Source organism: Pandoraea captiosa (assembly GCF_902459775.1).
Lineage (GTDB): Bacteria > Pseudomonadota > Gammaproteobacteria > Burkholderiales > Burkholderiaceae > Pandoraea > Pandoraea captiosa.
On the sequence record NZ_CABPSQ010000004.1, the window covers coordinates 276591 to 298445 of the forward strand.

At 62.0% G+C, this 21855-nt stretch carries 20 protein-coding genes and 1 other RNA gene; 15 read left to right on the forward strand and 6 right to left on the reverse strand.

Translation table 11 applies throughout. The features are described 5' to 3' along the window. The first annotated feature begins 1 nt into the window (after window position 1). The 4 genes from PCA31118_RS14660 to PCA31118_RS14675 all read left to right on the forward strand — a co-directional run bounded on the left by PCA31118_RS14660 (window position 2) and on the right by PCA31118_RS14675 (window position 4769). Window positions 2–1057 (forward strand): microcin C ABC transporter permease YejB, encoded by a 1056-nt coding sequence (locus PCA31118_RS14660; protein ID WP_150625894.1) that lies wholly within the window; start codon window positions 2–4, stop codon window positions 1055–1057. A 1-nt stretch (window position 1058) separates the two neighbouring features. Next, window positions 1059–2156 carry an ABC transporter permease gene (locus PCA31118_RS14665; RefSeq protein ID WP_150625895.1) on the forward strand — a complete coding sequence of 366 codons (1098 nt, stop codon included), beginning with the start codon at window positions 1059–1061 and terminating at the stop codon, window positions 2154–2156. After that, entirely contained in the window at window positions 2153–3748 is a 1596-nt protein-coding gene (locus PCA31118_RS14670) for an ABC transporter ATP-binding protein (RefSeq protein WP_150625896.1), read from the forward strand. The genes PCA31118_RS14665 and PCA31118_RS14670 overlap by 4 nt, the downstream gene beginning before the upstream one ends. 322 nt (window positions 3749–4070) lie before the next feature. After that, complete coding sequence (locus PCA31118_RS14675) at window positions 4071–4769, forward strand: C40 family peptidase (protein ID WP_150625897.1); 699 nt, start codon at window positions 4071–4073, stop codon at window positions 4767–4769. A 101-nt stretch (window positions 4770–4870) separates the two neighbouring features. Here the strand turns inward: PCA31118_RS14675 and PCA31118_RS14680 are convergent, their stop codons facing one another. After that, window positions 4871–5992, reverse strand: coding sequence for a patatin-like phospholipase family protein (locus PCA31118_RS14680; RefSeq protein WP_425495363.1), 1122 nt, complete (start codon window positions 5990–5992; stop codon window positions 4871–4873). 534 nt (window positions 5993–6526) lie between these two features. Between PCA31118_RS14680 and PCA31118_RS14685 the strand changes: the two genes are divergently transcribed. After that, a complete protein-coding gene (locus tag PCA31118_RS14685; RefSeq protein WP_150625898.1) occupies window positions 6527–7579 on the forward strand; it encodes an extracellular solute-binding protein in 1053 nt (350 codons plus the stop codon). A 157-nt stretch (window positions 7580–7736) separates the two neighbouring features. Here PCA31118_RS14685 and PCA31118_RS14690 read toward each other — a convergent pair whose 3' ends face one another. The 5 genes from PCA31118_RS14690 to PCA31118_RS14710 form a co-directional block, all read right to left on the reverse strand. Further along, window positions 7737–8753 (reverse strand): tetratricopeptide repeat protein, encoded by a 1017-nt coding sequence (locus PCA31118_RS14690; RefSeq protein WP_150625899.1) that lies wholly within the window; start codon window positions 8751–8753, stop codon window positions 7737–7739. 267 nt (window positions 8754–9020) lie between these two features. After that, window positions 9021–10283: a transcription termination factor Rho gene (gene rho / locus PCA31118_RS14695; protein ID WP_023596554.1), complete on the reverse strand. Its 1263-nt coding sequence runs from the start codon at window positions 10281–10283 to the stop codon at window positions 9021–9023. A 190-nt stretch (window positions 10284–10473) separates the two neighbouring features. Then, window positions 10474–10800, reverse strand: a complete 327-nt coding sequence (trxA, locus tag PCA31118_RS14700; protein ID WP_044455367.1) for a thioredoxin TrxA — start codon at window positions 10798–10800, stop codon at window positions 10474–10476. A 282-nt stretch (window positions 10801–11082) separates the two neighbouring features. Continuing rightward, window positions 11083–11409 (reverse strand): thioredoxin family protein, encoded by a 327-nt coding sequence (locus PCA31118_RS14705; RefSeq protein ID WP_150625900.1) that lies wholly within the window; start codon window positions 11407–11409, stop codon window positions 11083–11085. 81 nt (window positions 11410–11490) lie between these two features. Further along, window positions 11491–11820 carry a thioredoxin family protein gene (locus PCA31118_RS14710; protein WP_150625901.1) on the reverse strand — a complete coding sequence of 110 codons (330 nt, stop codon included), beginning with the start codon at window positions 11818–11820 and terminating at the stop codon, window positions 11491–11493. A 292-nt stretch (window positions 11821–12112) separates the two neighbouring features. Between PCA31118_RS14710 and ffs the strand changes: the two genes are divergently transcribed. The 10 genes from ffs to PCA31118_RS14760 all read left to right on the forward strand — a co-directional run bounded on the left by ffs (window position 12113) and on the right by PCA31118_RS14760 (window position 21843). Beyond that, an RNA gene (gene ffs / locus PCA31118_RS14715) (signal recognition particle sRNA small type) lies at window positions 12113–12211 on the forward strand. A gap of 310 nt (window positions 12212–12521) precedes the next feature. Next, on the forward strand, window positions 12522–14462 hold the full coding sequence (gene dnaX, locus PCA31118_RS14720; RefSeq protein ID WP_150625902.1) for a DNA polymerase III subunit gamma/tau: 1941 nt from the start codon (window positions 12522–12524) through the stop codon (window positions 14460–14462). Between the two features lie 207 nt (window positions 14463–14669). Continuing rightward, window positions 14670–14996, forward strand: coding sequence for a YbaB/EbfC family nucleoid-associated protein (locus PCA31118_RS14725; protein ID WP_150625984.1), 327 nt, complete (start codon window positions 14670–14672; stop codon window positions 14994–14996). A gap of 35 nt (window positions 14997–15031) precedes the next feature. Then, complete coding sequence (recR, locus tag PCA31118_RS14730) at window positions 15032–15634, forward strand: recombination mediator RecR (RefSeq protein ID WP_150625903.1); 603 nt, start codon at window positions 15032–15034, stop codon at window positions 15632–15634. A 250-nt stretch (window positions 15635–15884) separates the two neighbouring features. Beyond that, window positions 15885–17243 carry a sigma-54 dependent transcriptional regulator gene (locus tag PCA31118_RS14735; protein ID WP_044455370.1) on the forward strand — a complete coding sequence of 453 codons (1359 nt, stop codon included), beginning with the start codon at window positions 15885–15887 and terminating at the stop codon, window positions 17241–17243. 726 nt (window positions 17244–17969) lie between these two features. Continuing rightward, on the forward strand, window positions 17970–18518 hold the full coding sequence (locus PCA31118_RS14740) for a hypothetical protein (protein ID WP_150625904.1): 549 nt from the start codon (window positions 17970–17972) through the stop codon (window positions 18516–18518). 5 nt (window positions 18519–18523) lie between these two features. After that, window positions 18524–19030 (forward strand): hypothetical protein, encoded by a 507-nt coding sequence (locus PCA31118_RS14745; RefSeq protein ID WP_150625905.1) that lies wholly within the window; start codon window positions 18524–18526, stop codon window positions 19028–19030. Continuing rightward, window positions 19027–19668, forward strand: a complete 642-nt coding sequence (locus PCA31118_RS14750; RefSeq protein WP_150625906.1) for a hypothetical protein — start codon at window positions 19027–19029, stop codon at window positions 19666–19668. Before PCA31118_RS14745 ends, PCA31118_RS14750 begins: the two co-directional genes overlap by 4 nt. Window positions 19669–19698: 30 nt before the next feature. Further along, window positions 19699–21078: a hypothetical protein gene (locus PCA31118_RS14755; RefSeq protein WP_150625907.1), complete on the forward strand. Its 1380-nt coding sequence runs from the start codon at window positions 19699–19701 to the stop codon at window positions 21076–21078. 54 nt (window positions 21079–21132) lie between these two features. Beyond that, the gene (locus PCA31118_RS14760) at window positions 21133–21843 is read left to right on the forward strand and encodes a C39 family peptidase (protein WP_246190234.1); all 711 of its coding nucleotides are present in this window, start codon (window positions 21133–21135) and stop codon (window positions 21841–21843) included. Window positions 21844–21855 lie beyond the last annotated feature (12 nt).

The following is a 21855-nucleotide window of genomic DNA, read 5'->3' on the forward strand; positions in this document are numbered from 1 at the left end:
CATGTGGTCCTACATTCTCAAGCGATTGCTGATCATGATTCCGACGTTGCTCGGTGTGATCACGCTGACCTTTGCGGTCATTCAGTTCGTGCCCGGCGGCCCGGTCGAGCAGGTGATGCTCGAACTCAAGGGGCGTGGCGGTGGCGGTGAAGCGAGCGGGGGCGGGGGCGGCAGCGACTATCGTGGGCGTCGTGGCATCGACGCCCAGCAGCTCGCACAGATCAAGGCGCTCTACGGCTTCGACAAAACGCCGATGGAACGTTACTGGCTGATGCTCAAACGCTTCGTTCGCTTCGATCTCGGGCAAAGCTATTTCCATCATCAGAGCGTTTGGTCGCTGATCGTCTCCAAGCTGCCGGTGTCGATTTCCCTCGGGCTCTGGACGTTTTTTCTCACCTACCTGATATCGGTGCCGTTGGGCATCGCCAAGGCGGTGCGCAACGGGTCTCGCTTCGACACGCTCACGAGTCTGGTCGTGCTGATCGGCTACGCGATCCCGGGCTTCGTGCTTGGCGTATTGCTGCTCGTGCTCTTCGGCGGCGGCACGTTCTGGCAGTTGTTTCCGCTGCGTGAGCTCGTCTCGGACAACTGGAGCGAGTTGTCGTGGCCCGCGAAGATTACCGACTACCTGTGGCATATCACATTGCCGGTGACGGCATCGGTGGTGGGCAGTTTTGCGGTCGTCACCATGCTCACGAAGAACGCGTTTCTCGACGAGATTCGTCGGCAGTATGTGCTTACGGCGCGCGCCAAGGGGCTTTCCGAGCGCAAAGTGCTGTTCAAGCACGTGTTCCGCAACGCGCTGATTCCGCTCATCACGGGCTTCCCGGCAGCGTTCATCGGTGCATTTTTCGCTGGCAGTCTGCTCATCGAAACGCTGTTCTCGCTCGATGGTCTGGGGCGTTTGTCGTATGAATCGGTACAGCGTCGCGACTATCCCGTCGTGCTCGGTTCGCTGTATCTGTTCACGCTCATCGGGCTGGTGACCAAGCTCATTTCCGACCTTTGCTACGTACTGGTCGACCCGCGTATTCAATTCGATCGAGTGGAGCACTGACGTGACCCGATCCGCCACGCCGTCCCCACGCACGTCGTCCTATGCCGCCGCAGCGCGTTCGCCGCGCTGGCGCGTATGGCGGCGCTTTCGCAGTCACCGACTGGGCTACTGGAGCCTGGTCGCGTTCGTCGTGCTGTTCGGCATCAGCCTCTTTGCCGAGGTCATCGCCAACGACAAGCCCTGGGTCGTGCGCTATGAGGGGCAATGGTATTTTCCGCTCGTGAAGACGTATCCGGAGTCGACCTTTGGCGGCGACTTCCCGACACCCACGGATTACCTCGATCCGTTCATCGAGGACCGTATCCGTTCGGGCGAGAACTTTGCGATCTACCCGCCGGTGCGCTATAGCTACGCCACCATCAACTACTTCGCGAAGGTGCCGAATCCGGCGCCGCCGTCGTCGGAAAACTGGCTGGGCACGGACGATCGCGGGCGCGACGTCTTCGCGCGCCTGCTCTATGGCTTCCGGTTGTCCGTGATCTTCGCGCTGGCGTTGACGGTATCCGGCACGCTGCTCGGCATGCTCGCCGGCGCGGTGCAGGGCTTTTACGGCGGACGCGTCGACCTTACGCTGCAACGCCTCATCGAGATCTGGGGATCGTTGCCTGAGTTGTATCTGCTGATCATTTTCGCGTCGATCTTCGAGCCGCATCTATGGCTGCTGTTCGTGCTCCTGTCGCTGTTCGGGTGGATCGGCCTGTCCGATTACGTTCGCGCCGAGTTTCTGCGCAATCGCCAGCTCGACTATGTGCGTGCCGCGCGCGCGATGGGGCTGTCGAACTGGCAGATCATCCGTCGTCATGTTCTGCCCAACAGCATGACGCCGGTCATTACCTTCCTGCCGTTCCGCATGAGCGGGGCGATTCTGGCGCTCACGAGTCTCGACTTCCTCGGGCTCGGGGTGCCGCCGCCCACGCCGAGTCTCGGCGAGTTGCTCAATCAGGGCAAGGCGAATCTGGATGCGTGGTGGATTTCCCTGGCGACGTTCGTCGTGCTGGTGCTCACGCTGTTGTTGCTGACCTTCATGGGCGACGCCTTGCGCAACGCGCTCGACACGCGTGTGGCCGACAAGCAGGCTGCGGCCGGGGGGGCGATGTGAACGCGCCGCTGCTCAGTATCGAAAATCTCAGCGTGAACTTCGGTGATACCGAAGCCGTGAAGAACGTGAGTTTCGCCATCGAACGTGGCGAGCGGGTGGCGCTCGTCGGCGAGTCCGGTTCCGGCAAGAGCGTGACGGCGCTGGCAATCCTTCGCTTGTTGCAGGACGCGGATATCCGTGGGCGGATCCTGCTCGACGGCACGGATCTGGCGTCGGTCAGCGAGCGCGAGATGCGCGGGCTGCGTGGCAACGATGTCGCCATGATCTTTCAGGAGCCGATGACTGCGCTCAATCCGCTCTATCCGGTCGGCGAGCAGATTGCCGAGGCGCTGGCGCTGCATGAAGGGCTGTCCGCGAAAGACGCCAAAGTGCGCGCCATCGAGTTGCTGCGTCGCACGGGCATTCCGGAGCCGGAGCGCCGAGTCTCACACTTCCCGCACGAGTTGTCGGGCGGTCAGCGTCAGCGCGCCATGATTGCGATGGCGCTCGCTTGCCGCCCCAAGCTGCTGCTGGCAGACGAGCCGACGACGGCGCTCGACGTCACCATTCGCGCACAGATCATCGAACTACTGCTGGAATTGCAGCGCGACGCCGCCGAGAAGCGTGGCATGGCGGTGCTGCTCATCACGCACGATCTGAATCTGGTGCGCAAGTTTGCGCAGCGCGTCGCCGTCATGGAGAAGGGCGTGCTTGTCGAGTGCGCCGACACCGAGACGCTTTTCACGAATCCGCAGCACCCCTACACGCGCAAGCTGATCGACAGTCGCCCCGTGCGTGAGATTCACCCGGTGCTCCCGATTGCGCCGGTGCTGCTCGAAGGTCGCGGTGTGACCGTGGACTACGCCACCGCGCAACCCGGCATTCGCGGCTGGTTTCAGCGGGGCCGGTTCCGTGCCGTGCACCCGGTCGATTTGTCGCTACGACAGGGTGAAACGCTGGGCGTGGTGGGCGAGTCGGGTTCCGGCAAGACGACGCTCGCGATGGCCATGCTCGGACTCCAGCACACCAGCGCCGGCCAGATCGAGTTTCAGGGCGAGCCGTTGGCGTCCTACCGTGGCGCAGCGCAGCGTACGTTGCGCTCGCGCATGCAGATCGTGTTTCAGGACCCGTTCGGCTCCCTTTCGCCACGCATGACCATCGAGGAAATCGTGGGAGAAGGGCTGGCGCTGCATCGTCCGCAATTGGGTGAAGACGAGCGCCGTACGCGCGTGGCGGAAGTGCTGCGTGAGGTGGGAATCGATGCGCGGGCCATGTCACGCTACCCGCACGAATTCTCAGGCGGCCAACGGCAACGGATTGCGATTGCACGCGCCCTCGTCGTCGATCCTCAGATTCTGGTACTCGACGAGCCGACCAGCGCGCTCGACGTCTCGATCCAGCAGCAAGTGCTTCATCTGCTCGCGCAATTGCAGATCAAGTACAACCTGAGCTACCTGTTCATCAGCCACGATCTGGCGGTCATGCGGGCGATGGCGCATCGGGTTCTGGTGTTCAAGGATGGCCACCTTGTGGAGCAGGGCGATACGGAATCGGTATTTTTTGATCCGCAAAACGACTACACGCGGGAGCTGGTCGCAGCGGCCATGCTGTAGGGGCGTGACATTGCCGTGAAACGTCACATAACGTCGGTGAACATCGGCTAAATCGCAAAGGCTTGATTGTTAATGAAAATTTTCTGATTGTGCTGATTGTTTTTTTCTATTACCTTTTGACATCATGTGACGTTCACATTACTATCGCGTACCAATTAAGTTGATTATTCAACGAGTTAACTGACCAGCGTATCGGTCGGTTCCTAGATCAAGTTCGGCGGTGGGTCTGCCGGGCGTGACTCGAAGGTCTTCAACACAGCAGCATCCTGTTGCAACTGACGAGCTACTCATCGGCCATCCGACTCAACCAACCCGGCGACCAATGCAGACGACGAAACCTCCGCGCACCCGCAAGACCCTCCTTCTCGCGATCACTGCCGCTGGCCTCGTTACCGCCTCGTTGACGGCGAAGGCTGACGACTACAACAATGGCCCGACCGCCGCAGCGCGTGCCGCCGCCGCGGCCAATCAAGCCAGTGCTTCCCAGAACACCGCAAACGTTGCCACCGTGGCAGACACCGCATCGCCGGTCGTCGAAGAGTCGCGCGTGCAACGTGCGCAGAAGCTGCTCTCGAATGTCACCGACAAGGCGTCGGATGTCGTGCTTGGCGCGCTGAACTACATTGGCGTTCGTTACAAGTACGGCGGCAATACGCCGGACAGCGGTCTGGATTGCAGCGGTTTCGTGCGCTATGTGTTCCAGGACACGCTCAATTTCATGCTCCCGCGCCGCTCGGAAGAAATGAGCCAGGTGGGTGAGCGTATCGCCAAGACCGATCTGAAGCCGGGCGATCTGGTGTTCTTCAACACCATGCGTCGCAGTTTCTCGCACGTCGGTATCTATATTGGCGGCGACAAGTTCGTGCACGCTCCGGCCACCGGCGGCAAGATCCGCGTGGAAGACCTGCGCGAGTCGTACTGGTCGGCCCGTTACAATGGCGCCCGTCGCGTCGAGACGCTCAAGGCCAGCGCCGAACTCACGCGCGTCGAGCAGCTCTTCAAGAACGATCACCCGATGTAAGGCGCCGGTGCCCGCCGTTGGCGTGTGCGACCGTGCCATGGAAAATGCCGCCCCAGGGGCGGCATTTTTATTGGTGCGCCGGGATGGCCGCGACGTCTCGTTCAGCGCGCGGCCTGCGCCACGCCGCGCGTAGCGTCGGTCTGAGCCTCGGCGAGTTTGCGCTGAATGTCAGGCCACGCTTTTGCGACCGCTTCCTCGCCAGCGAGAATCGCACGGTTGCGCCCTTGGAAGTCCGAGGCGGCCATCTTCGCCAGCGACGGGCGAATCACCACATCCGCATTTTTCTCCAGTTCGTACTGCTTGATCGACTGGCCCATGATCGTAAACGTCTGCATCAGGATGTCGAACTGACCCTGTGTGGCCTGCGCGGTCGGATTGGCCGAGATGTCGACGGCAATCACGAAATCCGCCCCCATCTGCCGGGCATATTCGGCAGGCACGGGGGCGACGAGGCCACCATCCACGTAATCGCGATTGCCGATGTGGACGGGTTCGAACACCCCCGGCACGCTGCTCGACGCGCGCACGGCCTGCCCGGTATTGCCGCGACGAAACAGGATGGGTGCGCCGCTTTGCAGGTCGGTGGCCACAATGCCCAACTGACGCGGCATCTGCTCGATGGTACGGTCCTTGAGCACCTTGTTGACGTACGACTGGAGGGCTTCGCCGCGCAGCATGCCGCGCGAGCGGAAAGGCATCGTCCAGTCGCTGATCGACGCCTCGTCCATCGTCGACGCGAGGCGGTTTAGCTGAAAACCGTTGAGGCCGGAGGCATACATGGCGCCGACGACGCTACCCGCACTGGTGCCGACGACGATGTCCGCGTGAATGCCGCGCGCCTCAAGCGCCTTGATCACGCCAACGTGCGCGAAACCGCGTGCCGCGCCACCGCCCAGCGCCAGACCGATCTTCAGCGGGCGTACGACTCTGGGGGGTGAAAGCGGTGTGGCAGGCACGGCCGGCGTTTGCGTGACCAGCGGCGGGGTCGTCGTCGACGTGACCGGTGCATTGCCCGAATCCACGGGCGGTGCGCTCGCACAGCCGGCGAGTATGGCCACGGCGCAGATCGTCGTCAGCGAGGTCAGCGATGTGGTGAGGCTGCGGGAGCGCGAAGGGCTGTCCGACCTGCCGGGCGGCATTGCAATGCGCAAGCCGACCGGGACGACCGATGATGTGGCGGATGGCGCGACGAACGGAGCGGGCGGCACGGCGGCGGCGGGCACGGCGGGGGCATCGGCGGCGGTCGTGGCGACAGCGCGACGCAGAATTCGAATCAACGACAACAAGGGGAAACTCCGGCAGGGCAGGACAAACGCACGCGGCGGCCCCTAAGACCCTGGGAGCAGGGCGGAGGCTACGTGCGTCGACGCGCAATTTTACGGCGATTGGAGCGTGGCGGGCACCCTTGAGTTCACTTTTCGAGGGTGTCATCGGTGTGCGGCAACTTGTCGTGGAACCTTTCGCGGGGTGCCTCATCTTATCAGCCGCAACGCGAGCGCGTCTCCAGGTGTCATCGGGCTTCTCCGGCCATCATCGGCTGTCGCTGGGTACCGGCCGCGCCGCGCCGACGCGCTCAGGCAGCGCGCCGGATCTCGCCGTCAGTGTACTCGCCCCTTCCATCTTTCCTTCCCCCGTCGGCTTCTTCGACCTCAATAGTGAACATCTGAATGAATGCAAATGGGAATCATTTGTGTTAATTCGATTTTTTCATTATGCTGTTCTCCTCTACGAAACCATGATTGCGAGGGGAACGGCCCATGAAGGCAAAGACGATCGGCAAACTGGCGCGACTGACGGTGCTCGGCTCGACGCTGGCAGCGGCATTTGGCGCACAGGCGGACAACGGCGTGCTGAACTTGTATTCGGCGCGTCACTATCAGACCGACGAGCAGCTTTACGGCACGTTCACGAAGCAAACGGGTATCAAGATCAATCGCATCGAAGCGGATGACGCTGCACTGCTTGAGCGTCTTAAGAGCGAAGGGGCGAAGAGCCCGGCCGATGTCATCCTGATGGTCGATGCGGCGCGTCTGTCGAAGGCCGATGAAGCCGGGCTGTTCCAGCCGACCAAGTCGGCCACGCTCGACGCGCGTATTCCCGCCAAGCTGCATGCTGCCAACACCAAGGCGGGTACCGACTGGTATGGCTTCTCCACGCGCGCTCGCGTGATCGTCTACAACAAGGACAAGGTCGATCCGAAGTCGGTCCAGACGTACGCGTCGCTCGCCGAACCCTCGCACAAGGGGCAGGTCTGCACGCGCTCGGGCTCGCATCCGTACATGCTCTCGCTGGTCGGGGCGCTGATCGCGCGTGATGGCGCGCAGGCGACGCAGAAATGGGCCGAAGGCATGGTGGCGAACTTCGCGCGTGCGCCGCGCGGTGGCGATACCGACCAGATCAAGGCCGTGGCGACCGGGGAGTGCGGCGTGGCGCTGGCCAACTCGTACTACTACGTGCGCATGGCTCGCTCGGACAAGCCGGAAGACAAGGCGCTGATGTCGAAGGTCGGCTTCATCTGGCCGGATCAGGCGGGCAAGGGAACGCACGTGAACGTGGCGGGCGCCGGCATCGCCAAACATGCGCCGAACCATGCGAACGCGGTCAAGTTCCTGGAGTACCTGGCGAGCGACGAAGCGCAGCAATACTTCGCCAATGGCAACAATGAATGGCCCGCGGTGCCGACGACGAAGCTGGACAACCCGGCGCTCACGTCGCTGGGCGAGTTCAAGGCGGAGGATGTGTCCATCGGCACCATTGCCAAGAACCTGCCGGAAGCGCAGCGCATTCTCGACCGCGCCGGCTACAAATAAGACGACGCGAGACGAAGGCCACGGATGACGTCCGTGGCGTTGGAAAAGGACAAAGGGCGCCGGAACGGAACCGGCGCCCTTTGGTGTTTACCGTAACGATGTCGACAGCGATGTCCGGTCCCTGCGGCAGATGGCAGGACGTCCAATCGGCGATGCGTCAGTCGTCGAGCAATTCCCCTTCCTCGCCCGGCTGATACATGTGATAGTCGCCGGTGGCATAGACGCCCTTGAAGGCGGTGGCGGACGCGCCGTCGTCGTTTTCGATGGGATGGGTCTCGGCGATCCGCAGCGACTCGCGCACTTGGGGCGGTTCGCATTCGGCGATCAGTCGCAGCGCTTCTTCTTCGTTTTCGGCGACGACATCGTACGTGGTGACGAATTCGGGAGCGGGACCGTCCGGATCTTCGTCTTCCAGCGGCTCATACCATTGGCCCTCGACGATCAGATGCATGGCGCGCGCCGTTTCCGACTGCTCGTCACGCGCGGCGCGCAGCGCCCACAGGGCGGCGTCGCTCCACTTGTAGTGCTGCACGGCTTCCAGTGCCGTGGTCATGGCCTTGGCCTTGTCGCCCGTTTGCTTGTAGGCGTGCGAGAGCTCGGCGAGCACGTCGGCCATCGAGACGTTGCTGCCTTCTTCATCGTGTTCCTGCTTTGCCAGCGCCTCGTAAGTGGCAATGGCCGCCTTCGGCTCGCCCTGGGCAACGAAGAGATGCATGCGCAGCGCGATGGCGTTCTCGATAAACGCGCGCCCGGCCTGCGCCAGATGCGGGCTTTCGAACGTACGGTCGAGCTGGGTCTGTGCCGCGGCGAAATCCCCTTGCCGCGCGAGGGCATTGGCGTGATTGAAATCGACGATCACGAGGTCTTCGTCAGGCGCGCAATTTGCGGCAGCCTCATAGGCTTCGATGGCGGCGGGAAAACGTCCCAGATCGGAGCGGTAGTTGCCGAGCAACTGCCAAAGCAGCCAGACGCCGGGCGCATGGGCGACGCCGGCTTCGAGTACCGCGATGGCCTGCTCGATGTCGTCCAGGTCGGCGTAGGCCATCGCCTGAACTTCATAGGCGCCCGAGTACTGCATCGACTCCAGCCGTTTGCCGATCTCCAGGGCCGTTTCGGGATCGCCGGCTTCCAGGTGGGCGAAGGCTTCCGCCATCAATTCGTCTTTCTCGGACATTGCAATTTCTCCTTCGGGAACAGCTTTGGGGGGAAGGCGTACCGGTGGCGATATCGGGTGGCCGTGCAGCGCGCTGCCGCAGCCGGTAACGTCCCATCATATAACAGGCATCGTGACAGTCCGCGTCGTGCACGGCGAGGTGCGGGGCGGGCATGACGGACGACGCCGGTCGGGCGGGGAGGGGGCGCCTCGGCGCAGGCGCAATGAAAAAGCCGCGACGGGTTGTCGCGGCTTTCTCTCGTGATGCGTGGGGCGTGATCGGTGGGATCAGCCGCCGCGGCGCATCAGGTCGAAGAACTCGGCGTTGTTCTTCGTCTGCTTGATCTTGCCAAGCAGGAATTCCATGGCTTCGGCCTCATCCATATCGTAGATGAGCTTGCGCAGCACCCAGATCTTCTGGAGGATTTCCGGCTTGATGAGCAACTCTTCGCGACGCGTGCCCGACTTGTTCAGGTTGATCGCCGGGTAGACACGCTTTTCCGCGAGACGACGCTCCAGGTGCACTTCCATGTTGCCGGTGCCCTTGAATTCTTCATAGATCACGTCGTCCATGCGGCTGCCCGTTTCGATCAGGGCCGTGGCGATGATCGTGAGCGAGCCACCTTCTTCGACGTTACGCGCTGCACCGAAGAAGCGCTTCGGACGTTGCAGGGCGTTGGCGTCCACACCGCCGGTGAGGACCTTGCCCGATGCCGGGATCACGGTGTTGTAGGCGCGGGCCAGACGTGTGATCGAGTCGAGCAGAATCACCACGTCTTCCTTCATTTCGATCAGGCGCTTGGCCTTCTCGATCACCATTTCCGCGACCTGAACGTGGCGCGTTGCCGGTTCGTCGAACGTCGACGCAATCACTTCGCCGCGCACCGAGCGCTGCATTTCCGTCACTTCTTCCGGACGCTCGTCGATGAGCAGCACGAAAAGCTTGGCTTCCGGGTGATTGGCAGTGATGGCATGTGCAATGTGCTGCAGCATCACCGTCTTGCCGGACTTCGGCGAGGCGACCAGCAGACCGCGCTGGCCCTTGCCGATCGGGGCGATCATGTCGATGATGCGGCCCGTCACGTTTTCCTCGCCGCGAATGTCGCGCTCGAGCAGCAGCGGCTTGTTCGGGTGCAGCGGCGTGAGGTTCTCGAACATGATCTTATGTTTCGAGGCCTCAGGCGGGTGGCCGTTGACTTTGTCGACCTTCACCAGCGCGAAATAACGCTCGCCGTCCTTCGGCGTACGCACTTCCCCTTCGATCGTGTCGCCGGTATGCAGGTTGAAGCGGCGGATCTGCGACGGGCTGATATAGATATCGTCCGTACTGGCCAGATACGACGTTTCAGGCGAGCGCAGGAAACCGAAGCCGTCCGGCAGCACTTCGAGCGTACCGTCGCCAAAGATGGTTTCGCCGGACTTTGCGCGCTTCTTCAGAATGGCGAACATCAGCTCCTGCTTGCGAAGACGGTTGGCGTTCTCGATTTCGAGACCGTTCGCCATTTCTAGCAGCTCGGAGACGTGCTGGGACTTTAGTTCGGATAAATGCATACGGAGGTGCCGTCCGCTGGACGACAAGTGAAGGATCAGGGAAAAGTGAGCGAACGCTCGAAGAACTTTGGGATGCTTTTGGGCGGATTATATAGCAAGCAGCGTCATGCGCAAGCACTGCGCTGCCTGCCCGGCGCCGGGGTGTCGCACTGTGGCGACAAAGGCCCCGGCACTTTGTCCCGTCGACGACTTACAGATTGCCGTCGAGGAAGGAGGTCAGTTGCGACTTCGACAGGGCACCGACCTTCTGGGCAGCCACTGCACCGTTCTTGAACAGAATCAGGGTCGGAATGCCGCGAATGCCGAACTTGGCCGGCACTTGCTGGTTTTCGTCCACATTGATCTTGGCGATCTGCACCTTGTCGCCGTACTCCTTCGAGACTTCGTCGAGGATCGGGGCGATCATTTTGCAGGGGCCGCACCATTCTGCCCAGAAGTCGAGCAGCACGGGCTTGTCGGATTGCAGAACGTCCGCATCGAAGCTGGCGTCGGAGATGTACTTGATAGATTCGCTCATGAGTATTGTTGCCTCGTCTGACTATTCGGAAACGTCCGATGAAAATGGCGCCATACGCCGTTTGCTTTCACCGACGCTGGAGATGTCACCCAGCATTCCCGGGCGTGCATTCTCCATATGGAGGCTGCAATCGCGTGCTTCAATAGCCCTCGCCAATGCAGTTTGTGCTCATCTTAGCGGAATTTACCAATGCTTGCCTGAGGCAACCTCAAGTACGGTGGCCCACCCATAAACAGCGGGGCGGGCGCCACTTCGGGTCATGCCCGGGAACCGGCCGTCGGCTCAGTCCTTGAAATGCTCAATGAGTTTTGTCAGTACCTCACGATCCGGGGGCCAACATTTGGCTACAGTTTTATTCCTCTTGAATAGCATGACGGTTGGCGGTTCGGAGACGTTGTGTGACCTGGAGACGACTTCGCATTCGTCTGCGTCCAGCTGGAGAAACTTCACGCTGTCGGCGTATTTGTTGGCGACATCTTCGAAGTCCTGGGCGAAAGCCCTGCACGATTTGGAATATGTTACATAGAAATACGCCACTTGCAGTGCATTGGATTCGGACAGGCATGCCTGGAAGTGCGCGGCGTCGTTTATGGAGGTAATGTTATTCATGGGAGGTACCTCGTCGCAGATTCTGGAAAGTGGGAAAGCCTCTTCTGAAAAGACGGTCTTCGGTGGCAATGGAATGTTGGCTCACCCGCTCTTGTGAAGCTCAATGAGTTCCGTCAGCGCCTCGCCATTTGGCTCCGAGAATTCGGCCACCTTTTGGTTCTGCACATAGAACACGAACGTGGGCGTACAGCAGATGCGGTGGGCGCGCGCGGTATCTTCGCAACGCTCTATGTCGATCTTGAGGAACTGCACGCTATCTGCGAATTTGTTCGTGACATTGACGAATTCCTGGGCAAACAACTGGCACGATTTAGACCATGGCGTATAGAAATATGCCACCTGTAATGTGCTGAACTCGGAAAGGCAAGCCTCGAAGTGTTTGTGATTCTGGATGGCAGTGACGTTATTCATAGCAAGATTGCCTCGTCGCAAATTTCGGAAAAATCGGGAAGCCGTGTTCTGAAATGACGGCTTTCATGGCAACGGAGATTCCGTTCGCGGTGTGGAGCGATTTCCTGGAGGCTGCCGGAGGGGCGCTTGTCCTCGCCTCTTCAAACAGCGCAATTTCATGCTAGACGCAATGTCGTTGCGTTTGCTCCCATCCTGCGGCTCACGGGAAATCGGCGGCCCTTGAGGTGCTGCGAGCCGGAATTTGGTGCGACGGTCTTCTGTTGGCGCGTCGACTCTGGTAGAATCTGTTCCTGACGGGCCTCCTCGCATGGTGGCGCGGCCAATCTGGTCAGGTCGGGAACGAAGCAGCCACAGCCGTTTTCTACCAGTGCCGAGGGTCAGGCTCGTCACCTACCTCCTTGTCTTATCGATCGTCTCGCGCGTTCTGCGCAAAATTTCTCACCGCTTGAAACGTTGCCGCATCACCCCCATGTCGTTGGGCGCGATGGCACTGGCGTCTTGCGTTCCGGCGTTTTGCCCATCGGGCGCGCGCTATGCACACGCGCCTCGCGTGGGGCGGACGGGCTTGGTAGAATCGCGCAACATTTTTTCCTATCGCATCGATAGCCTGCCGATTCCGGCAGACAATTGGTGCCCGGTCGACGCCTGATCGGGCGTTGACATCGGTGCGGAAGCCCAACGCCGAACTGTTACAATTTGGCATGACCTATCAAGTACTCGCGCGCAAATGGCGCCCCAAAGGCTTCTCGACCCTGGTGGGCCAGGAGCATGTCGTGCGTGCGTTGACGCACGCGCTCGAGCAACAGCGCCTGCATCACGCCTATCTGTTTACCGGCACGCGCGGCGTTGGCAAGACGACGCTTTCGCGCATCCTGGCCAAGGCGCTCAATTGCGAGACGGGGATTACCGCCGAGCCGTGCGGTGTGTGCAAGGCCTGCCGTGCCATCGACGAAGGGCGTTTCGTCGACTATGTCGAAATGGACGCGGCGTCGAACCGTGGCGTCGACGAAATGACGTCGCTGCTCGAGAAGGCGGTCTACGCGCCCGCGGATGCGCGCTTCAAGGTCTATATGATCGACGAAGTGCACATGCTCACGGGCCACGCGTTCAACGCCATGCTCAAGACGCTCGAAGAGCCGCCCGCGCACGTCAAGTTCATTCTCGCGACGACCGACCCGCAGAAAATTCCCGTGACCGTGCTCTCGCGCTGTCTGCAATTCAATCTGAAGCAGATGCCGGCCGGGCACATCGTCTCGCACCTCACGAACATTCTCGGCGAAGAGGGTATCGAGAACGAGCCGCAGGCGCTGCGCCTGCTCGCCAAGGCGGCGGGCGGCAGCATGCGCGACGCGCTCTCGCTCACCGATCAGGCCATCGCGTACGCCGCAGGACCGCTGACAGAGACGGCCGTGCGCGGCATGCTGGGCGCGATCGATCAAAGCGTGCTCGTGCGTTTGCTCGACGCGCTCAAGGACGAATCGCGCACCGACCTGCTGGCCATTGCCGACGAAATGGCAGAGCGCAGCTTCTCGTTCGCCGCCGGGCTGCAGGACCTTGGCAGCTTGCTGCACAAGATCGCACTGGCGCAGTACGCGCCCCAGGCTGTGTCCGACGACTGGCCGGAAGCGGCGGACGTTCGACGTCTGGCCGAGGCGCTCTCGCCGGAAGCGGTCCAGCTGTATTACCAGATCGCCACGCGCGCGCGCGGTGAACTCGGCCTCGCGCCGGACGAATACACCGGCTTTTCGATGGCGCTCCTGCGCATGGCGGCATTCACGCCGTTGCTCGCAGGCGGTACGCTCGCCGAGCCGCCGACGCCGCAGGCCGCACGCAGTGCGGCTGGGGCGTCGGGGGGCACGACGGCTGCGTCGCCGCCGCGTGCGCCGATGGCAGATACGCCACCGCGCGCAGCGTCCTCGTTCTCCTCAGCATCTGCTCCATCTGCGCCGGCCGCGCAGTCCGAAGCGCGCCGCGCGCCCGCCGCACGTAGTAGTGCACCGACCGACGGCGCGCCGATGTCCCCGGCACGTGCCGCGCTCGCCGCCCTCAACGCCGGACGCAAAGGTGCAGGCGGGGCGAGCGGGGCAGGTCGCACCGGTGGCGCTGCGAGTGCCACCCGCGGCAGCGCCGCACGTGCTTCGGACGAAGCGCCGGCGGGCGCGGATCCTGAGCCCGAGCCTGCCGGATCTGCGCCCGCAACGGCGGCATCCATGCCCGCCGAGCCGCCGCGTGCCTGCGTCTATCGCGATGCCGACGGCGTCGCGCCGGTGTTCACTGGCGAATGGCCCGCGCTGGCGGCCGAGCTGCCGGCTCGCGGCCTGGCGCAGCAACTGGCATTCCAGAGCGAGTTGACGGAAGTGGCGGGACGCGCGCTGCACTTGCGCGTGCCCCTGCGCCAGTTGGCAGACGCCGCGACGGCCGACAAGCTGCGACAGGTGCTTTCCGAGCACTTCGGCACCGATGTGCAGTTGCACGTCGAACTGGGGCAGGTTGGCACGACCGCGGCGTCGCTTGCCGCAGAAGCGGCCGCGGCACGCCAGCGCGCCGCAGAGCAAGCGATTGCCGACGACCCCGTCATGCGCGAATTGATCGACGAATTCGACGCCCAGATCCTTCCGGGAAGCATTCGCCCGGTACAATAAGCAAGTTCGCTTTCGTAAATGGACCCGGATTTTCGAATCCGGCACCCAAACATGCGTTTGGCATGTGCGCGGCGTGTTCGGCCTACGACCCAAGTCAGTCGCCGCGCGCCCTTGCATGCCCCGCGTGCGCAATTACGTGGCGATTATGGCGCGATTACGAGTTACGCAACGCGACCGGCACCCCACACGTTTGACACAGGAGTCATGATGCTGAAAGGAAATATCGCGGGTCTGATGAAACAGGCTCAGCAAATGCAGGAAAACATGAAGAAGGCGCAGGAACAGCTGGCTCAGATCGAAGTCGAGGGTCAGTCGGGCGCCGGTCTCGTGAAAATTGTGATGACCTGCAAGAACGACGTGCGCCGCGTGAGCATCGATCCGAGCCTGCTGGCCGATGACAAGGACATGCTCGAAGACCTCGTGGCTGCCGCGTTCAACGACGCCGTGCGCAAGGCCGAAGCCACCGCGCAGGAAAAGATGGGTGGTCTGACCGCGGGTCTGCCGCTGCCGCCGGGCTTCAAGATGCCGTTCTGAGCATCCCCGCCCAGATCTCATCAGAACGACGACGCATGCCCCAGCCCCAGCTCTCGAGCTTGCAGGAACTCGTCGACGCCCTGCGCGCATTGCCGGGCGTCGGTCCGAAGTCCGCACAACGCATCGCTTACCACCTGCTTCAGCGTGACCGTAAGGGCGCCGTGCGGCTGGGCGAGGCGCTGGTGCATGCCTCCGAGCAGATTCGCCATTGCGCGCGCTGCAACACCTTTTCCGAAGTCGAAATCTGCGAGACGTGCCTCGATCCCGAGCGCGACACGAGCCTGCTGTGCGTGGTGGAAACACCCGCCGACCAGAACATGCTCGAGCAGACGATGACCTTCAAGGGCCTTTATTTCGTCCTCATGGGGCACCTTTCGCCGCTCGACGGCGTAGGCCCGGGCGAAATCCATTTCGAGCAACTGATTCGCCGCGCCACCGACGGCGTGGTCAAGGAAGTCGTGCTCGCCACGAACTTCACCAACGAAGGCGAAGCCACGGCGCATTACATCGGACAGACGCTCAAGGCGCGCGGTTTGCGTGTCAGTCGGCTCGCGCGAGGCGTGCCGGTCGGGGGCGAGCTGGAGTATGTGGACGCTGGCACCATCGCCCGAGCCGTGCTCGACAGACATACGCTCTGAGCATGACGCGCACGTGACGACGCTCTCCTCTGCGCGTAGGTACTGGTACTCTCATCCAATCGGATTAGCTGTTATTCGCTATATCTGCGCATATCCCCGTCTTCTAGACTGAACCTGCCGACTTGGGTACCCAACGACACGGGGGAACACCATAACGCCCAGGCGGCGTGGGGCCGTATACCTGTCGCGCGGAACCGGTCATCGACCAAAAAAACCGCGTGCAGGCACTGCTTAGGCAGGGAGTTAAGGTATGGCTAACGATACCGGGCGCACCCTGATTTACGCTTCCCGAAAGCACAACGACGGTTTGTTGTCGTTCTTGGGGGAGCAAGGCTGGCAAGTGGTGCCGGCCAAGAGCGCCAGCGACGTGGGTCGCATTCTCAATCCGGGGATTACCAGTGCAGCACTCATCGACCTGGCAAGCGGTTACAGCGACCGCGAGATGGGTGCCTTCGAGTCCTGCATGCAGCCCGCAACGGTAGGCTGGGTCGCCGCGACAACCCCCGAACAACTTACGACGACGTCGATCCGTCGGCTCATCCGCGACTATTGCTTCGACTACGTCAATGTCCCGTGCACCAACGATCAGCTCGCGCATTCGATCGGCCACGCATGGGGCATGGCCTCGCTCTCGGAAGTCCCCATCATTACGCCGCAAGTCGGGGGCGATCAGGAGATGGTCGGTACGTGCGAGGCGATGCAACAGCTCTTCCGCACCATTCGCAAAGTCGCCAACACCGATGCGCCCGTGTTCATCTCGGGTGAGTCGGGTACAGGCAAGGAACTGAGCGCGGTAGCGATTCACGAGCGGTCCCTGCGAGCGAAGGGACCCTTCGTCGCCATCAACTGCGGCGCGATTCCGCCACACCTGATGCAGTCCGAATTATTCGGCTACGAACGCGGTGCTTTCACGGGGGCCAACGCCCGCAAGATCGGTCGCGTCGAGTCCGCCAACGGCGGTACGCTCTTCCTCGACGAAATCGGCGACCTGCCCATCGAGAGCCAGGCGAGTCTGCTGCGCTTTCTTCAGCAGGGCGCGATCGAGCGTTTGGGCGGCCATGAAGTGATTCCGGTCAATGTGCGCATTATTTCCGCCACGCACGTCGATCTGGAAACCGCGGTGAAAGAAGGCAGGTTCCGCATGGACCTGTTCCATCGTCTGTGCGTATTGCGCGTGGACGAACCGCCGCTGCGCGCACGAGGCCAGGATATCGAGATCCTGGCGCATCACGTGCTGCAACGCTTCAAGGGCGACAACCATCGCAAGATCCGCGGTTTCACGCAGTGCGCGGTGCAGGCGATGTACGAATATCACTGGCCGGGCAACGTGCGCGAGCTGATCAATCGCGTGCGCCGCGCCATCGTGATGGCCGATAGCCGCATGATCTCGGCCAAGGATCTCGACCTGCTTCCGTGGGTACCGACGCTGGTGCGCACGCTGGAAGAAATTCGCGCGGAGGCCGAACGAACGGCCATCGAGCAGGCGTTGCTGCGTCACTGTCACCGTCTCACGGACGTGGCCGCAGAGTTGGGTATTTCGCGCATTACGCTGTACCGCCTCATGTGCCGGTACGGGTTGCGCGGTGACGAATCGGGCGTGCCGGCCTGATATCTTCTGGCGAAGAGAGGGCGACCGTCCTGCGATGAGCAGGGCGGTCGTTTCTTTTTGGGGTCCTGAAGATCAAGAGAGATCTCGAATCGAAGGCGCCAATGTTGCGCTCGGTGTCCCGGAGAATCTCATTGAAAGTGTCATTTCGCTGACCTGTTTTCGTTCGGAAATTTCTCCCCGTCTTCGCCCTCGTTTCCCCACATCCACGCGTTTCGCGACTTCTGCCATCGCCAATAACGACGGGCGATTTCGGCCATTTTCGCATGTGTGTCGACGCGCGCATTTCGTACGCAATGCGTTGCCTCGACTTTCGAAGCAGTTCCCCGTCGTGCGCTCCGAGGGTTGACCCGCAGGCACATCAAAGATGAAACATCCGGCGCGTGCAGCGCCGTCCTCGCAAATTTCCAGCCATGTGACGGCCGCATGTCGTTTCCGTCCGATGCACGCAATGTGCCGCATTTCTGTCACGCGAAACCCTTGTAAACCGGGCGTTTGCAGCACGCGTCTCGACTCGCGTCGATATCGTTCGCAGTTCGGAATGTTTTCGCAGAGCAGCGATGAAAGGGTGGGCAGGGTCGAACACACCTCACGTATCAATGCTGAAACGTTTTCGGCTGCCCGCTTGGGCATGCCAACCTCGCGAAAAAATTAACGCCAATGTTTTCAATCACTTAAGGCAGGTGGCACGGAAGTCGCTTTATTGGTCCGGGCAAGGAGGGCAAAGCGATGCGAATTCTCACCACCGAAATGCAGTACCGCGTACGACAAGGCGCAGGCGCTCTGAGCGCAGTCGTTGTCGTGACACTCGGACTGTGTGCCGCTCCGGCACAGGCGCAGGACCTCTCGCGTTCGCCGTTCATGCAGGTGGCGATGCTCACCGGCTCGATGGTACCGGCATCGTTCAAGACGCCGATGTTGCCGTCGGCGCCGATCTCCGACGCCGACGTTGCCACCGTGGCGGTCACTCCCGTGGCCGACGCCGCGTCGAGCGCGACGGCCACCGACGAGATCGCCGAGAACGGTGACAGTCAGACCATCGGTGCCTCGGGAATGCCGCTTGCGGCAGCCCGTATCGATGACGAACAACTTGGGAGCCAGCGCGGGCGCAATCTTCAGGGCGCCGCGATGGTCAAGTCGCCTGGTATGGCGCTCGCCAATGGCGTGACCTTGTGGGACGAACTGCCCGGTGGCATTGCGCCGACGCCGCGTCCGCAACAAGTGTCGTATGGCGTGGGCAACGTCCAGGTGACGCGTGTGACCTACACCACGCGGTGAACGACATGACCCAACTCACTTTTACGCCGACTGCCCTGGTCACGATGCTCGTGGCGATGGCGCCGGTCATGCTGCCCGGCCACGCGAAGGCCGAACCGGCCACGCCGGGCGATCTGGTGATCGAGCGCAACATCGGCCCGCAGATTGCCTATCGCGGCCTGCCTCGCGAACAGAATCCGATCGGCATCGCTGTCCCGGCATTCCCGACGGGACCTTTCAATACGGCGATGGGCGCAGTGAGTCAGGTCACGGATAACGAACTCACCGGTCGCGCCAACGCGGGACTCATCACGAGCTCCGTGCAGTCGGGCATCAATCCGGTCATGGGCGTGCTCGTCGGCAATGCGCGCGGCGGCAACGGTCTGAATACGACCAACGGTGTCGGCGGTGGCTTCGGCGCCGGCTCGGGCGGCGGTGGCGGTATCGGCAGCATTGGCACGCTGGTGCCGTCCGTCATCAGCTCGGCGCTCGCGCCGCTCACCAGCATCGGTGCAGCAGGAGCCGCGAAATGAGCGCACATCGCAACGCAAGACGCGTCATCGCGCTGACGGCCACCACGGTGTTTGCCGCGATCGCCGGCGCCTCGCAAGCCCAGGATGTGTGGATCGTGAACGGTGAGCTTGCGGGCACCCACGCTACCATCGAAAACGGCGTCGCCGTGGGCGTATCGGGAGCACTCGGGGTGAATCAGGCCGCCGGCGTGAACAACGCGCAGGCCAACAGTGCGGTCGTCGCCAACGGCGGCGGACTCACTACCGGTGCGACGAGCACGAATCAACAGGCGTTCGTTGCGACGACGACGGGCGCGGCAAGCGCAGTAATTCAGGGCAACGCATTTTCGGGCACCTCGGGGCTGATGCAAATCAACCAGACGAGCGGTGCCGGCAATCTTCAACGCAACGCGACCGTCATTGTGAGTGGCGATGCGTCTGGAGTGGCGAGCGTATCGGATACGGCACTATCCGCTGCGATCTCCAAGGGTGGCCCGGCTGGCCACAACAACCTCAACGATCAGTTCCGCACGGCATCGATTTCGAATGATGCCTTCCGTGGGGCGAGCGGTGTGTTGCAAGTGAACCAGTCGGCTGGGATAGGCAATGTAACCGCAAATGTTTTTGTGCTCCGTCCCCCGGCGGGCACATCTTTTTAACTGGGTAACTCTCTCGTCAAGGAGATGGTCATGAAAACGAAAGCAATTGCAGCGGCTGCACTGCTGGTAGCAACGGGTACCGCCATGGCGTCACCCAATCACCAGCAATATAGCTTCTCGTTCATCGGTAACGAGACCAACGTTCTGAACCTGGTCGGCATCTTCGGTCTGATTGGCATTCGCGGTTGCGTAACGGTGGACAACACCGGCAACGCCGTCGTGCAGAGCAATCAGAGTGTGGATGTACACGGCGTGAATCTGAAGGGCCCGCTGCTTGGCAACTATGTCACGGGTCACGTGACGTATGGCGTCAATTCGAAGACGACGACGATCACGGATCAGGGCAGCGCTTATCTGGTCGCGAGCAAGACGACGACGCACTTCGACGACTCCACGTCGTGGGTCAATGCAACGGCCAACGGCCACCTCAACACGAGCCAGTCGTTCCAGGCGGGTGCGGGTTATGTGGCAGCGCAGTCGAGCTCCGGCTCGGGTGGCTTCATCGCCGGCGGCGGGTATCAATATTCGAACTATGCGGCAGGCCTCGGCATCATCGGTGGCGGCGTGATTCCGCTGCCGGGCGGCCTCGCCCTGTATGGCGGATATCTCTTCGCCAACGCCGGCGCAGGTCAGGCTTCGGCATGGGGCGGCTATGCCTACGCACAGCAGGCGCAGCAAGCGGCGGGCTTCCTCGCAGCAGGCTTCCTCAATACGCAGAAGAGCTTCGATGCGGCGTTCCACGCCACGCTCAACCACGGAAATGCCTCCATCGAGAGCGATTCGATTGCTGCCGGCGCGCTCTGGGGCTTCTCGAACACCTACACGAAGTCGTCGGTATGGACGAAGGGCGCGATCACGTATCACTTCAACACCGCCCAGTACCAGACGATGGGCGCAACGCTCGGCAACGGCGCGCTGGCTAACGCCAACGGCAACGTCGGTGTGAACGTGGCGGCAGGTGCCGACAACGCTCAGGCCAACAGCGTCGCGATCGCTTCGCTCAACGCACAGCCGGTGTATGCCTCGGCGCAGGTCTTCGCGAACCAGTCGTCCAAGGGTTCGGCCAGCATCTCGCAGTTCATGGTCAACGCCAGCGTGGGTGATGGTGCCCTCGCAGGTGCGACCGGCAACGTCGGGGTGAACGTCGCATCGGGTGTCGGCAACGTGCAGGGCAACAGCCTGGCTGCGGCCGTCTCGCAAGGTGGACATGGCTGGTACAAGGGCGGCGCTGCCAACTCGACGGCACAAACCGACCAGATGGCCGGCATGCACGCCTCGGGTGACTTCGTCGCCAATGCCTCGCTCGGCAACGGTGCGTTGCAGTGGGCCAGCGGCAACGTGGGTGTGAACGTGGCGGCCGGTATCGGCAACGTTCAGGCCAACAGCCTCGCCATCTCGGCAATCAAGTGATGCAGTCGACCGGTCCGGGAATCTTCCCGGACCGGTTTTTTCATGAGGTGTGTCATGAATGATGCGCGTCGTGCCGCAGTGAGGATCGCTACTGTTTGCGCTCTGGCGTGCGCAAGCGTGGCCGGGCACGCGCAGTATGCATCGGTGAACCTGGAGTCTTCGACCGGAGTACCGGCGGTCAAGAAGATGCGCTCGTTCAAGTCGATGCACTACGTGAATCTGGTCCAGCAGGAATACGACTTCAGTTGTGGGTCCGCAGCACTGGCAACGCTGCTGCGATATGGCTACGGGATCGACATTCCCGAGACCGAAATGATTCAGCGAATGATGGCGTTCTCCAACCCGGAAACGGTCATCAAGAACGGCTTCTCGATGCTCGACATGAAGAAATTCGTGGAGACGCTAGGACTCGAGGGGCGCGGTTTCAAAGTTGACGTCAGCGCGCTTTACGACCTGAAGATCCCGGTCATCGCGCTCATCGATGTCAACGGCTATCAGCACTTTGTGGTCATCAAGGCAGCGAAGGACGGGCGCGTGTTCGTCTCCGATCCGGCGCTGGGCAATCGCATCATCGAGCAGGCCGATTTTGCCAGGCAGTGGAACGGCTTGGTGCTGGCGGTCATCGGCAAGCCGTTTCTGGAGGATTCACCGCTGCTCAAAGGAAACGAATCCCTGGCGTCCAAGCTGCGCGACAGCGCGCTGGCCACCGGGACGTCACCGACCCCGATGGTGGACTTCGGCATCATCCGGGCGGACCTGTTTTGAGACCAGACCATC

What these genes read in the sequence shown, in the direction of transcription:
- PCA31118_RS14660 (WP_150625894.1), top strand. Translation starts at nt 2, where the DNA reads ATGTGGTCCTACATTCTCAAGCGATTGCTGATCATGATTCCGACGTTG.
- PCA31118_RS14675 (WP_150625897.1), top strand. Translation starts at nt 4,071, where the DNA reads ATGCAGACGACGAAACCTCCGCGCACCCGCAAGACCCTCCTTCTCGCG.
- PCA31118_RS14685 (WP_150625898.1), top strand. Translation starts at nt 6,527, where the DNA reads ATGAAGGCAAAGACGATCGGCAAACTGGCGCGACTGACGGTGCTCGGC.
- PCA31118_RS14690 (WP_150625899.1), bottom strand. Translation starts at nt 8,753, where the DNA reads ATGTCCGAGAAAGACGAATTGATGGCGGAAGCCTTCGCCCACCTGGAA.
- rho (WP_023596554.1), bottom strand. Translation starts at nt 10,283, where the DNA reads ATGCATTTATCCGAACTAAAGTCCCAGCACGTCTCCGAGCTGCTAGAA.
- trxA (WP_044455367.1), bottom strand. Translation starts at nt 10,800, where the DNA reads ATGAGCGAATCTATCAAGTACATCTCCGACGCCAGCTTCGATGCGGAC.
- PCA31118_RS14705 (WP_150625900.1), bottom strand. Translation starts at nt 11,409, where the DNA reads ATGAATAACATTACCTCCATAAACGACGCCGCGCACTTCCAGGCATGC.
- PCA31118_RS14710 (WP_150625901.1), bottom strand. Translation starts at nt 11,820, where the DNA reads ATGAATAACGTCACTGCCATCCAGAATCACAAACACTTCGAGGCTTGC.
- dnaX (WP_150625902.1), top strand. Translation starts at nt 12,522, where the DNA reads ATGACCTATCAAGTACTCGCGCGCAAATGGCGCCCCAAAGGCTTCTCG.
- PCA31118_RS14725 (WP_150625984.1), top strand. Translation starts at nt 14,670, where the DNA reads ATGCTGAAAGGAAATATCGCGGGTCTGATGAAACAGGCTCAGCAAATG.
- recR (WP_150625903.1), top strand. Translation starts at nt 15,032, where the DNA reads ATGCCCCAGCCCCAGCTCTCGAGCTTGCAGGAACTCGTCGACGCCCTG.
- PCA31118_RS14735 (WP_044455370.1), top strand. Translation starts at nt 15,885, where the DNA reads ATGGCTAACGATACCGGGCGCACCCTGATTTACGCTTCCCGAAAGCAC.
- PCA31118_RS14740 (WP_150625904.1), top strand. Translation starts at nt 17,970, where the DNA reads ATGCGAATTCTCACCACCGAAATGCAGTACCGCGTACGACAAGGCGCA.
- PCA31118_RS14745 (WP_150625905.1), top strand. Translation starts at nt 18,524, where the DNA reads ATGACCCAACTCACTTTTACGCCGACTGCCCTGGTCACGATGCTCGTG.
- PCA31118_RS14750 (WP_150625906.1), top strand. Translation starts at nt 19,027, where the DNA reads ATGAGCGCACATCGCAACGCAAGACGCGTCATCGCGCTGACGGCCACC.
- PCA31118_RS14755 (WP_150625907.1), top strand. Translation starts at nt 19,699, where the DNA reads ATGAAAACGAAAGCAATTGCAGCGGCTGCACTGCTGGTAGCAACGGGT.
- PCA31118_RS14760 (WP_246190234.1), top strand. Translation starts at nt 21,133, where the DNA reads ATGAATGATGCGCGTCGTGCCGCAGTGAGGATCGCTACTGTTTGCGCT.